This window comes from Thermomonas sp., assembly GCF_035369645.1.
Classification (GTDB): domain Bacteria; phylum Pseudomonadota; class Gammaproteobacteria; order Xanthomonadales; family Xanthomonadaceae; genus Thermomonas.
This window is the reverse complement of record NZ_DAOOUM010000017.1, coordinates 34,610-46,460: the sequence shown is the minus strand read 5'-3', so window position 1 is coordinate 46,460 and position 11,851 is coordinate 34,610. Positions and strand designations below refer to the sequence as shown.

At 63.2% G+C, this 11,851-nt stretch carries 13 protein-coding genes; 6 read left to right on the top strand and 7 right to left on the bottom strand.

Features of this window, described 5'->3' with window-relative positions; all coding sequences use genetic code 11:
• Positions 1–154 precede the first annotated feature (154 nt).
• The 3 genes from PK789_RS05100 to PK789_RS05090 form a co-directional block, all read right to left on the bottom strand.
• Positions 155–436 (bottom strand): EamA family transporter, encoded by a 282-nt coding sequence (locus tag PK789_RS05100; protein ID WP_503011903.1) that lies wholly within the window; start codon positions 434–436, stop codon positions 155–157.
• Positions 437–598: 162 nt separating this feature from the next.
• Positions 599–1,804, bottom strand: coding sequence for a sensor histidine kinase (locus PK789_RS05095; protein WP_324307475.1), 1,206 nt, complete (start codon positions 1,802–1,804; stop codon positions 599–601).
• Positions 1,801–2,490 (bottom strand): response regulator transcription factor, encoded by a 690-nt coding sequence (locus PK789_RS05090; RefSeq protein ID WP_324307474.1) that lies wholly within the window; start codon positions 2,488–2,490, stop codon positions 1,801–1,803. The genes PK789_RS05095 and PK789_RS05090 overlap by 4 nt, the downstream gene beginning before the upstream one ends.
• A gap of 121 nt (positions 2,491–2,611) precedes the next feature.
• Here PK789_RS05090 and PK789_RS05085 point away from each other — a divergent pair, with 121 nt between their 5' ends.
• From PK789_RS05085 to hemC, 4 genes are all read left to right on the top strand, one after another.
• Positions 2,612–3,403 carry a COG4705 family protein gene (locus PK789_RS05085; protein ID WP_324307473.1) on the top strand — a complete coding sequence of 264 codons (792 nt, stop codon included), beginning with the start codon at positions 2,612–2,614 and terminating at the stop codon, positions 3,401–3,403.
• Between the two features lie 40 nt (positions 3,404–3,443).
• Complete coding sequence (locus PK789_RS05080; RefSeq protein WP_324307472.1) at positions 3,444–4,124, top strand: alpha/beta hydrolase; 681 nt, start codon at positions 3,444–3,446, stop codon at positions 4,122–4,124.
• Positions 4,125–4,187: 63 nt separating this feature from the next.
• Entirely contained in the window at positions 4,188–4,928 is a 741-nt protein-coding gene (locus PK789_RS05075; protein ID WP_324307471.1) for a LytR/AlgR family response regulator transcription factor, read from the top strand.
• 36 nt (positions 4,929–4,964) lie between these two features.
• Entirely contained in the window at positions 4,965–5,876 is a 912-nt protein-coding gene (hemC, locus tag PK789_RS05070) for a hydroxymethylbilane synthase (protein WP_324307470.1), read from the top strand.
• Between the two features lie 12 nt (positions 5,877–5,888).
• Here the strand turns inward: hemC and PK789_RS05065 are convergent, their stop codons facing one another.
• Complete coding sequence (locus PK789_RS05065; protein ID WP_324307469.1) at positions 5,889–6,536, bottom strand: DUF481 domain-containing protein; 648 nt, start codon at positions 6,534–6,536, stop codon at positions 5,889–5,891.
• An 88-nt stretch (positions 6,537–6,624) separates the two neighbouring features.
• On the opposite strand from PK789_RS05065, the gene PK789_RS05060 reads away from it, so the two are divergent.
• Both PK789_RS05060 and PK789_RS05055 read left to right on the top strand, forming a co-directional pair.
• The gene (locus tag PK789_RS05060; protein WP_324307466.1) at positions 6,625–7,599 is read left to right on the top strand and encodes a helix-turn-helix transcriptional regulator; all 975 of its coding nucleotides are present in this window, start codon (positions 6,625–6,627) and stop codon (positions 7,597–7,599) included.
• Complete coding sequence (locus PK789_RS05055) at positions 7,596–8,489, top strand: patatin-like phospholipase family protein (protein ID WP_324307465.1); 894 nt, start codon at positions 7,596–7,598, stop codon at positions 8,487–8,489. Before PK789_RS05060 ends, PK789_RS05055 begins: the two co-directional genes overlap by 4 nt.
• A gap of 107 nt (positions 8,490–8,596) precedes the next feature.
• Here PK789_RS05055 and nagA read toward each other — a convergent pair whose 3' ends face one another.
• Genes nagA through PK789_RS05040 form a run of 3 tightly spaced genes read right to left on the bottom strand, consistent with a single transcriptional unit; the run spans position 8,597 to position 11,818 of the window.
• Positions 8,597–9,730, bottom strand: a complete 1,134-nt coding sequence (nagA, locus tag PK789_RS05050) for an N-acetylglucosamine-6-phosphate deacetylase (protein ID WP_324307464.1) — start codon at positions 9,728–9,730, stop codon at positions 8,597–8,599.
• Positions 9,727–10,761 (bottom strand): SIS domain-containing protein, encoded by a 1,035-nt coding sequence (locus tag PK789_RS05045; RefSeq protein WP_324307463.1) that lies wholly within the window; start codon positions 10,759–10,761, stop codon positions 9,727–9,729. Before PK789_RS05045 ends, nagA begins: the two co-directional genes overlap by 4 nt.
• Before the next feature lie 25 nt (positions 10,762–10,786).
• Entirely contained in the window at positions 10,787–11,818 is a 1,032-nt protein-coding gene (locus tag PK789_RS05040; protein WP_324307462.1) for a LacI family DNA-binding transcriptional regulator, read from the bottom strand.
• Positions 11,819–11,851: the final 33 nt, after the last annotated feature.

Here is an 11,851-nt window from a genome sequence, read left to right as displayed (position 1 = left end):
TCATCGATGCGAGCATCGTCAACGCACCGATCCAGCGCAACCGGCGCGAGGAGAATGCGGCGATCAAGCAAGATCAAACGCCCGAGGATTGAGGCGCGGCTGACGCAACAAGGCGGCAAATGCCTGGCAGGTTAAGCTTGCCATGTGTTTGCCTTCATAAACGTTTAAAACCAAGCACCAACACGCCTGCCCCGACAAGGGCAATGCCCAACCATTCGCGGGTGGCGGGGCGTTCGCCCAAGAACATCACCGCAAAGACCGCCACCAGCAGCAGACTGAGTTTATCCACCGCGGCCACTTGTGCGGCGCGGCCCACTTGCAGCGCGCGAAAATAAGCCACCCACGAGGCACCGGTGGCCAAGGCCGATAAGCCCAAAAAGGTCCATGTGCGCGCTGCCAGTTGCAGGGGGTTGCTCCATTTTCCGGTAGCCGCCACAAGATCATCGCGGTACGGATCAAGGTTGCGTAATCGGAATTGATACCCGCCAAGCCCAGTTTGGCGAAAATCGCGGTCAGCGCAGCAAAGATGGCCGACAACAGCGCCCAGAAGAACCATGGTTGTGTCATGTGGCCTCCAAAGGTATGACGACGCGATGCATCATGCGGATGCGTTGGGGTGCAGTAGCAAGCTAGCCTGCGCCGGGCTGTGAATCCGTACTTGCCAATGCAGCCGCGCCGCCAGCCGGTCAAGCAGGGCCGAGCCGGTTCCGGTATCGGCGCGTGGCGGCGGCTGTGTCGCGGTGGCATCGGTGGGCGTGATCAGCACGATATCCAGCCGGTTGGCGTCCATCCGCAATTGCGCGCCGGTGCAAGATTGCGCGTTCAGCAACAAGCGCAGCATGCCTGCTATCAGTAACACGGCTTCACGGCGCGCGGTATGGAGTTGCCCCTCTGCGTGCAGCGTGAGTTGCAGCGTGGGTTTGCCCACCAAAACACGGGTGGCAACCTCTTGCAGCAGGCTGTGTATGGCGACAGCTTCTACCGCCAGCGGTTTGCGCCTAGCGATGGCGAGCATGGCTTCCAGCAACTGCCCCATGTCTTGCACACCGCGCTCGAGGCGTGCCAAGCGGGTGCGTTGCGCGGGGGTGGCGCTGGCGTCATCCAACAAGACTTCGGTGACGCCTTGGATCACCGCAAGTGGCGTGCGTAGTTCGTGGCTGGCATCGGCAAGGAAGGCCTGTTCGCGGGCATCGGCAGCAACAAGCCGGGACTGATAGGCGTCGATCGCGGTGGCTAACTGGCCCAGTGCGTCGTGGCTGACCCCTGCCGCCAATTGGCTGGGCTGCGGCTGCACCGGCAATGCTTCCACACCTTCTGCCAAGCGGCGCAGCGGTTGCAGTGCAATCCCGGCGAGCAGCCAACCCAGCCAACCAGCCAGCGCGGTGCCCAGCACCATCATCATGATGACCAAGCGATGTAAATGGCGCTCCATTTGTTCGAAATCACCCATGTCGATGGCGAAGATGAGCCGCCCTGCAGCGGTATCGAACACGCCCACATGGGTGTCGTTGTCGGCGGCATCTTCGTGCATGCCTGGCGGCAGGTGCGAATAGGCCGCAGGCAAGTTTGGGTCGTTGCTGCGATAGCCACGCAGGCGATGGGTGGCCGGCAGTGGCACCGCCTGCGTCTGCGCCAATCGTTGGCCGTAGTCTTCGGCTTGGCCGCGCAGAATTTCAGCAGAGACGATGCTTTCGTAATCTTCGGTCATCGACAGTAAGCTCAATGTCGATAGCCCACTCAATACCAACCCCAGCAGCAAGGCCAGCAGCGCAAAGCGATGGCGTAACGTCAACGGCGTGCTCATCCTGCCCCCACCAAACGATAGCCAACGCCACGTACCGACTGAATCAATGCGTGTGCAAATGGCTTGTCCACCAAGATACGCAATTCATACACTTGGGTTTGCAGCGCCGCCACATCACCGCCGCCATCGCCCCAAGCAAATTCAAGCAAACGCGCATGCGTCACCACGCGGGGGGCAGCTTGCAGCAAGCAGGTCAGGATCGAACCTTGCAAACGGGTCAGCGTCATGCGTTGCCCGTCACGGGTGGCAGTCATGCTGTGTGGGTCGTAATGCAGTGGCCCAAAGTGCAGTGCGGTTCCTGTAAGCGTGTGGCGGCGTAGTGCGCGGATGCGCGCTTCCAGCTCACGCATGGCAAACGGCTTCACCAGATAATCGTCGGCACCTTCGGCGTAGCCGCGCAACTTATCCTCCAGAGTGTCGCGTGCGGTCAGCATCAACACTGGTACCCCGTGGCCAGCTTCGCGCAGGCGACGGCAGAGCTCCAATCCATCCAAACGCGGCAGCCCAAGATCCAGCACGATCACATCGATATCGCCACGCAACGCCCGCGCCAGTCCACTGGCCCCATCGGCACAGTGATCCATCTCGTGACCGCGACGTTCAAGAAAATCCCAAATGTTGGCGGCGATGTCGTGCTGGTCTTCGATCAGCAAGACGCGCAGGCCGGGGTTGGCAAGGTCAGGCATGTGCAAACGATGCATGGGCCGACAGTCTGCTGCAAGCCTTGTTAACGTGCCGCTGAGTTTTGGCGGAGGCAGCGCTAACGTGCGTGGCGCATGCTGGCGATATTGGCGAGGAGATGACCACATGCGCATGCAAGCCCCGCTGGCAACCGCACTGACCAAAGTGCCTGCGGTGACCTTGTTGTTCTGGTTGATCAAGATCGCCGCCACCACCTTGGGCGAAACCGGCGGCGATGCGGTCACGATGTCGTGGTTGGGCGAGACCACCGCGCAGGCCAATGCCAATGGCTACTTGATTGGCACCGGGCTGTTTGCGCTGGTGTTTGTGGTAGCGGTGTGGTTGCAAGTGCGCGCGCGCCAGTTCAACCCGTGGCTGTACTGGTTTGCAATTCTTGCCAGCACCACGGTGGGCACGACCTTGGCGGATTTTGCGACGCGCTCCCTTGGAATTGGCTATAGCGGTGGCTCGGCCTTGCTGCTGGCCCTCCTCCTTTGCAGCTTGTGGGCATGGCAGCGCACGCTGGGTACGATGTCGGTGGCCAGCATCAGCACGCCACGCGCGGAAGGGTTTTACTGGCTGACCATCATGTGCTCACAAACCTTGGGCACCGCCTTGGGGGATTGGGTGGCCGACACCCAAGGGCTGGGCTATCGTGGTGGCATTGTGGTATTTGGCACGGCATTGGCCTTGGTGGCCGTGTTGCATTACTCCAAGCGCGTGTCTTCGACGCTGTTGTTTTGGCTGGCCTTCATCCTGACCCGTCCCTTAGGGGCGGTGTTGGGGGATTTTCTCGATAAACCCATCGTCAAAGGCGGGCTGGAACTCAGCCGCAGCTCCGCCACGCTGGCGTTGCTGGCCTTTGTCGTCATCGCCATCATGGTGTTTCCGCAACGCGCGGCAAGGCAGGCGCATTGAGCGGCATAATGCGCCGCTCTGTTTCGTTTTGGACACCCCGATGCTGCTGGACACGCTTGAACACACCACCGGTACCGACCCACAATGGGCGGTGATCTGGCTGCATGGCTTGGGGGCCGATGGCCATGACTTTGCGCCCATCGTGCCGGAGTTGGTGCGCAAGGATTGGCCGGCGCTGCGGTTTGTGTTTCCGCATGCCCCGGTGCGTGCCGTCACCATCAATGGCGGCGCACGGATGCGGGCGTGGTATGACATCAGCAGTTTCGATTTTGCCGATTTAGCACTGCGCGCCGACCGCGCCGGGGTGGCCGAATCGGTCGCGCAGGTCGAGGCCCTGATCGCGCGCGAAGCGGCGCGTGGGATCCCGCCGCAGCGGGTATTGCTGGTGGGGTTTTCGCAAGGTGGCGCGGTGACATTGGCGGCGGGTTTGGCGCGCAGCCAGCCGCTGGCGGGCTTGGTTGCCCTCTCCACGTATTTGCCGATGACCGCCGAGCAGGCGCAAGCCGCATTGACCCCGCACGCCGCCAGCCAAGCGCTGTTCATGGCACATGGCGTGTTTGACCCGGTGGTGCCTGCCGCCGCAGGCGAGGCCAGTGCCAAGACCCTGCGCGCACTGGGCTTTGACGTGCAGTGGCGGCGCTACCCGATGCAGCATTCGGTGTGCGCCGAAGAAATCACCCAGCTTGGCGATTGGCTGAGCGCGCGTTTTGCCGCAGGCTGAGGTGACGCTGGCCGCCGTGCGCGGCTACTATCCCCCCATCACCCCGCTGCATGAGACCCCGCCATGAACGCAGCCCCGATGCGTATCTTGGTTGTCGATGACGAGCCTTTGGCGCGTTCGCGCCTGCAATCGCTGCTGGCCGGCCAGCCGCAAGTAAGCGTGGTGGGCGAAGCTGGCGATGGGCAGGCGGCACTGGATGCCTGCACACGCTTGCAGCCCGATGCGGTGCTGTTGGATATCGCCATGCCCGGCATGGATGGCTTGCAGGCCGCGCGCGCACTGGCGCACTTGCAGCCGCGCCCGGCGGTGGTGTTTTGCACCGCGTACGACGCCCACGCGCTATCGGCATTCGATGCACAAGCGCTGGACTATCTGGTCAAACCGGTGCGTGCCGAGCGTTTGGCAATTGCCTTGGACAAAGTGCGCACCTATCTGGCCGGACGCAGCAATGTGCATGGCAACGAGCCGCGCACACGCAGCCAGTTGTGCGCGCGCTTGGGTGGCAGTTTGCGGATGATCTCGGTTGACGATATCCGCTTCATGCAGGCCGATGAAAAATATGTGGTCGTGCACCACGCGCGCGGCGAAGATTTGATCGAAGAGTCGTTGAAGTCGCTGGAAACCGAGTTTGCCGAGCGCTTTATTCGCATCCATCGCAATTGTTTGGTGGCGCGTGACGAAATCACCGAATTGCGGCGCTCGCCGGAAGGCCATGTGCACGCGATCTTGCGTCACGGCGGCGCGCCATTGGAAGTCAGCCGGCGCTGCCTCAGCCATCTGCGCGAAACCTTATTGCACCTGTAGCTGTTGCCGCCTTGTCGCACAAGCGATAATGCGCGCATGACCACGCTGCGCATCGCCACCCGCAAAAGCCCGCTTGCCCTGTGGCAGACCGAACACGTCGCCCAGCGCCTACGCGCCGCCCATCCCGGCTTGATCGTCAGCCTGGTGCCCTTGAGCACGCGCGGCGATGAAATTTTGGATCGCTCGCTGGCCGCGATTGGTGGCAAGGGCCTGTTTTTGAAAGAACTCGAACTGGCGATGCAACGCGGGGATGCCGACTGCGCGGTGCACTCGCTGAAAGACGTGCCAATGCAACTGGAACCTGGCTTCACGCTGGCAGCGATCTTGGCCCGCGCCGACCACGCCGATGCGTTTGTCAGCAACCAGGTCGACACCTTGGCTGCGTTGCCGCACGGCGCATGCGTGGGCACCTCGTCCTTGCGCCGGCAAGCGCAACTGCGCGCGCTGCGCCCGGACTTGCAACTGCGCGACTTGCGCGGCAACGTCAACACCCGCTTGGCCAAATTGGATGCTGGCGATTACGCCGCCATCGTGCTGGCCTGCGCGGGCTTGCAGCGCTTGGGTTTCGATGCCCGCATCCGCAGCCGCTTGGATGCCCCGGCATGGTTGCCGGCCCCAGCGCAGGGGGCGATTGCGGTGGAATGCCGCGACGATGACACCGCAACGCAAGCGCTGTTCGCCGTATTGGACGATGCACCCACCCGCACCTGTGTGCGCGCCGAGCGGGCAATGAACCTGGCCCTGCACGGCAGTTGCCATGTGCCGGTGGCGGCACTGGCCAGCGTGCACGGCGATGGCTTGCAGTTGCAGGGCTTGGTGGGGTCGGCCAAAGATGGGCAGTGCGTGCGGGCGCAGGCCAGTGGCCCGGCCACCGCACCGGAAGCATTGGGGGTCGCGGTGGCCAACCAACTATTGGCGCAAGGCGCGCGGGCTTTGATCGACGGCTAAGGTGATCGGCGGTTAAAACGCGTAGCGCAAATTCAATGTGGCGTCGGTTTGGTTACGGCCCACCAAATTGCTGTCACGGCGCATTTCCACACCCGAGCTCAAGGTGAGTGCCGGCTGCAATTGGGTTTTTACTTGCAGGCTGTTGCGCAAGTATGTGCCGCGTTGCCCGGTTTCCAACCGCGTGGTTTGCGATAGGCGGGTGCGCTTGCCCAATGCCTGCTGCCATTCCAGCTGCCCGCGCAATATCGGTCCGGTGCCGGCAATGCCGTCATCGGCATAGCCCTTCATGCGATAACCAGTATCCACCGACATCTTCAAACTGGTGTCTTTGGTTTGTAGGGCCTGCACACCGTACTGCATCCCCACCCGCGCATTGCTGCCCTGTGCTTTGACCCAGTCCGAGCGGCCTGCAGCCAAACGCAGTCGGCCGCCGCTACCGGGCAGGTCGTCGGCACCGATGCGGCGTTGCCCGGCCGGGATCGGGGCCATTGCATCCTGCTGCCATTCGCCATTCAAGCAATGCGCCGCGAGACAGCGTGGCGGGTCGATCAGGCGCTGCACGACCTCCGGCTGCAGCAATGGCAGTGGCGGCGTGGAAATTGCGGTGGGCGGCGCAGAGAGCGCCAGCCACAGCATCAGGGGCGTTGCAGCGTCTAGCATGCGGGCATGATACCCGACCGGGATGGCGCAAAGATGACTGGGTCAGCACGCCCTGTGCGGGGTCGTAGGGCTGACGCATAATCGCGGCATGGAACGCTACGAACGCATCATCGCCCTGCATCGCCAACTGCAAGCGGCCCGCCGCCCGGTCACGGTCAATCATCTGCAAGACCAGCTGGGCTGTTCACGCGCCACCGTCTATCGCGATATCGCATTTTTGCGCGATGCGCTGATGGCACCGGTCATTGGCAGCGGCGAGGATGGGTTTAGCTACGATAAGCACGAGAGCGAGCGGTTCGAATTACCCGGCCTGTGGCTGAATTCGGAAGAATTGCACGCCCTGCTTGCCGCCCAGCAATTACTGGCGCGTAGCAGTGGCGGGATGTTGTCGGCGGCCTTGGCACCCTTGCAGCAGCGGGTGGAAAAACTGCTGGATGCGCATTCCGGCGGCAAGCATTGGCCGATGCAGCGGGTGCGGGTGATCCCGCATCGTGGCCGCAACATGGATGAACACACTTTCCGGATCGTGGCTTCGTGCGTACTGGAGCGGCGGCGCGTGACGTTCGACTATCGCGCCCGTTCCACCGACGAAAAAACCCGCCGCACAGTCAGCCCGCAGCGGCTGACCCATTACCGCGACAATTGGTACTTGGATGCATGGGACGAAGACCGCGAGGCACTGCGGAGTTTTTCGATTGACCGCATGGCCGCCGCGCGCATATTGGAAGGCAAGGCACACGACGTTGCCGATGCCGATCTGGATGCCCACCTTGCCGGCAGTTACGGGATTTTTTCCGGCGCACCCAAAGGCTGGGCGACGATTCGCTTCAGCCCTAAAGCGGCGCGCTGGGTGGCCGACGAGCACTGGCATTCGCAGCAACAAGGCCGGCACTTGGCCGATGGCAGTTACGAATTGAAGCTGCCGTATTCGGTACCGCGTGAGTTGCTGATGGACGTGCTGCATTACGGGGCCGATGCCGAAATCATCGAGCCCAAAGCCCTGCGCGAACAACTGCGCGCGCACCTGCAATTGGCTATCGGCAATTACGAGAACGCGCCATGAGTCAACCCGCGCAAGATGCCTCGATCGTGTTGGCGCTGGGCGGCGGTGGTGCGCGTGGGCTGGCGCAAATTGGGGTGATTGAGGTGCTGCAAGATCGCGGCCTGTACGTCACCGCGGTGGCCGGCACGTCATGCGGGGCCTTGGTCGGCGGGTGTTTTGCGGCCGGCAAATTGAACGAGCTGCGCGACTGGATGTGCGCCACCACGCGCAATCAAATGCTGCGCTTGCTGGACCCCGGAATGGGGCGGCCGGCGATGTTCACCGGCAACCGGCTGGTGCACGCACTGCGCGAAGTGATTGGCGAGCCACGCATCGAAGACCTGCCGATCGACTTCACTGCGGTGGCGGTGGACTTGAAAAGCCAGCGCGAAGTCTGGCTGCGGCACGGCGATTTGTGGGATGCGCTGCGCGCCTCGTTCGCCATTCCTGGCATCTTCACGCCCCTGCGCATTGGCGAAATGGAATTGGTGGATGGCGGTCTGCTGGCCCCGCTGCCGATCACCGCCACCCGTTTGGCCGGCCCGCATCGGGTGGTGGCGGTGGATATCCACAGCGCCCCGCAAGCGCGCGCCGACACCCCCGTGCGCGACGTCGATGCCGCCCACGACAAAGCCAGCCCCGGCCTACTGGGGCGCTGGTGGGGTGCGCATTTTGGTGACGATGCAACCCCGCAACCCAGCCACCACTTCGGCCTGATGGAAGTGATGACGCGCTCGCTGGACACCATGCAAGAACGCATCGCCCGTGTGCAACTGGCACTGGAGCCGCCGGAGCTACTGATTCACATCCCCCGCGACGCCTGCGAGTTCTACGAATTTTGGCGCGCCCGCGAGCTGATCGACCTAGGTCGCAGCGCGGCGGAAAAAGCGCTCGACGCGGCGGGATATTGAGGGTGTATCCGCTGCAACAAGGTGCGCAAGCGCTAGCCGTCCCCAAAACTTGATGCACTCACGTGCTGCGGCAGGTGATGGCCTGCCGCAGCGTTGCAACATAGGGCTTACTCGGTGCCGCCAATCCAGCTGCGCTGCACGTGGAGGTTGGCATCTAGCACCACAAGATCGGCGCGGTAGCCGGTGGCAATCCGGCCGTGGCGGTGGCCTAGGCCCAAAAACTCGGCGGGGTATTGCGCGGCCATGCGGCAGGCTTCGTCCAGGGGCAGGTCCAGCAAATGCACGGCATTGCGTACCGCGCTGGCCATGTCCAATGCGCTGCCCGCCAGCGAGCCGGCGGCATTACGCACCACGCCATCCACCGCGGTAATGGTTTCGCCGTAGAGGTGGAAGCTGGGGTCGTCGCTGCCCACCATCGGCATCGCATCGGTGACCAGCAGCACTTTGCCGCGCGGCTTGGCGGCAATTGCCACCCGCAAGCTGGCCGGGTGTACATGCACGCCATCGACGATCACCCCCACCCAACTGTGCGCATCTTCCAGTGCGGCACCGATCACCCCCGGCTCGCGCCCTTGCAGGGGGGTCATCGCGTTGTACAAATGGGTAAAGCCGCTGATGCCGGCATCCAAGCCCGCACAGGTTTCAGCGTAATTGGCGGCGGTGTGGCCGGCGCAGACAATCGCACCGGCATCCACCATCGCGCGAATGGTGGCCGCCGGCACGCGCTCGGGCGCCAGCGTGATCACGGTGACACCGTTGTCCAACGCGGTCACCAGCGCGGTTTCATCGGCATCGGGCACGCGGAATTTGTCCGCGTTGTGGGTGCCCTTGCGCGCCGGCGCGATGTACGGGCCTTCCAAATGGATGCCCAAGACCCCCGGCACGCCCTGCGCGATCGCGTCATGGGTGGCCTGGATCGCACGCTGCATCACTTGCACATCGTCGCTGATCAAGGTGGGCAAAAAGCCCGTGGTGCCAAAGCGGCGATGACCTCGGCCAATGGCGGCAATCGCGTCAACGGTGGTGGCGTTGTTGAACAACACGCCGCCGCCGCCATTGACCTGCACATCGATAAACCCGGGCACCAAGGTGCCGCCCTGCAAGTCGATGTGCTCGCCCTGTGTGGGCGCTGCGCCATGCAAGACGGCGACGATATGGCCATCTTCCACCACCACGCAAACATCGGTTTCAAAGCCGCGTTCGGTGAGGATAGGGCCGTTGTGGAAGACCTGGGTGGTCATACGGTTTCGGTCACTTTGTTCAAATGCGGTGGGACATCCGGGTCAAAGCCGCGCGCCACGGCCAGTGCATTGACCGCGCCATAAAACGCTTGGGCGGTGAGGATGGGGGTGCAGGCCGGGTGCGGCGAGGCCGGCAACGGCAAGACGCCTTCGCCGCTGGCACCCGGGCGCGCTAACCACACCGGTGCACCGCGTTTGCGGAACTCGTCCACCACCGCAGCGGTGCCGGCACCGATCTCGTCATCTTGCGCAAAGGCCAGCACCGGGAAGTCCGGGCCGACGATGGCCATGGGGCCGTGCTTCACTTCTGCCGATGAAAACGCTTCGGCGTGCAGGCCGCAGGTTTCTTTGAACTTCAACGCCGCTTCCTGCGCTGCGCCCAAGCCCAGCCCGCGCCCCAGCACAAACATATGCCGCGCCAAGCGCAGGCCAGACACCAGCGGCGACCAATCTTGCGCCCACGCTGCGCGCATCGCCTCGGGCAATGCGTTCACCGCCACCAGCAATTTGGCATCGCCACTCCAGCGCGCGGTGAGTTGCAGCAACGCGGCCAGCGAGCACAAATAACTCTTGGTGGCGGCCACGCTGTTTTCGGGGCCGGCATGCAATGGCAGGACGGTGTCGGCCAGCTTGGCCAAGGGCGAGTCAGCCACATTCACCAGCGCCAGCACATGCGCGCCGCCGGCTTTGGCGATTTCGGCATTGCGCAACAGGTCGGGGCTTTTGCCCGATTGCGAGATAGCGACAAACAGCGCGCCTTGCATCTGCGGCTGCACTGCATACACCGAGCCCACCGACGGCGAGGCCGACGCAGTGACCAGTCCGAGTACGGTTTCGAATAAATATTTGCCAAAGGTGGCGGCGTGGTCGGAGCTGCCGCGTGCGCAGGTGACGATGAAGCGCGGCGGCTGCGCGCGTAGGCGTTCGACCAAGGCGTCGATGGCTGCCGCATTGGCGGCAAATTGACGGCTGACGGCGGTGGCCGCTTCGGCGGCCTCGGTGTGCATCCAGGTGCTATTGGGGGTTGGCATAGTGGGGGTATTGGGAAAGGAGGGATTAGGCGCTGGGGCGCGGGGGTGCGGTGGAGCCACGAATCACCAGCTCCGGATTGATGCCGGTGTTGGCGGGCGCAGCGACCGGCTGTTCGCGGATATCGGCCAGCAGTCGGCGTGCGGCCAGCCGGCCGATATCCTCGGTGGCTTGCTTGGCGGTGGTCAGTGCCGGCCAGCTCTGTTTGGAAAACGGGCTGTCTTCAAAACCGGCAATCGACAGGTCATACGGCACATTGAGCCCGCCCGCGCGCGCGGCGGCCAATACACCTGCCGCAATTTCGTCATTGCTGCCAAAGATCGCGGTGGGGCGCTGCGGCAGTGCCAGTAATTTGCGCGCACCACGAAAGCCATCATCGAACGAATAATCGCCCTCTACCACCAATTCGCCATCTAGGGTGATGCCGTAATCGGCCAGTGCTTCGGCATAACCGTTGTAGCGCTCCCACGATGAGCCATGCGACTTGCCACCCCACAAAAATCCGATGCGCTGGTGACCCAGTTGGATCAAGTGCTCGGTGATGGCGTAAGCGGCATCGCGGTCATCCACATAGATGCAAGCACTGCCATCTTGCGGATCCTTGGTGGCCGACACGATGCGTACCAGCCGCACACCATTGGCCACCAGTGTTTCGATCAGTGCTTGTTGTTCCGACATCGGCGGTGCCAACACAATGCCGGCCAAGCGCGCATTGGCCACCAATTGCACGATTTCGTTGGCCAGTGTGGGTGCGGTGGCATCGCAGGGGTGGATCTGCAAGCCATAGCCGGTTTCGCGGCACACCGACAACACGCCGTTTTGCATCGCGATGACGTAATACGGGTTGGGGTTGTCGTACAGCAAGCCAATGGCATACGACTGTGCGCTACGCAGGCTGCGTGCGGAGGGGTCCGGCTGATAGGCCAGTTCGGCGATTGCATTGCGCACGCGCGCGCGGGTGCGCTCGTGTACGCCGGCTTCGTCGTTGATCACCCGCGACACCGTTTTTAGCGAGACCTGCGCGCGCGCAGCAACATCCTTGATGGTGGATTTACGCACCTAACTCTCCTCAGCGACGGCCAACGTTATGGC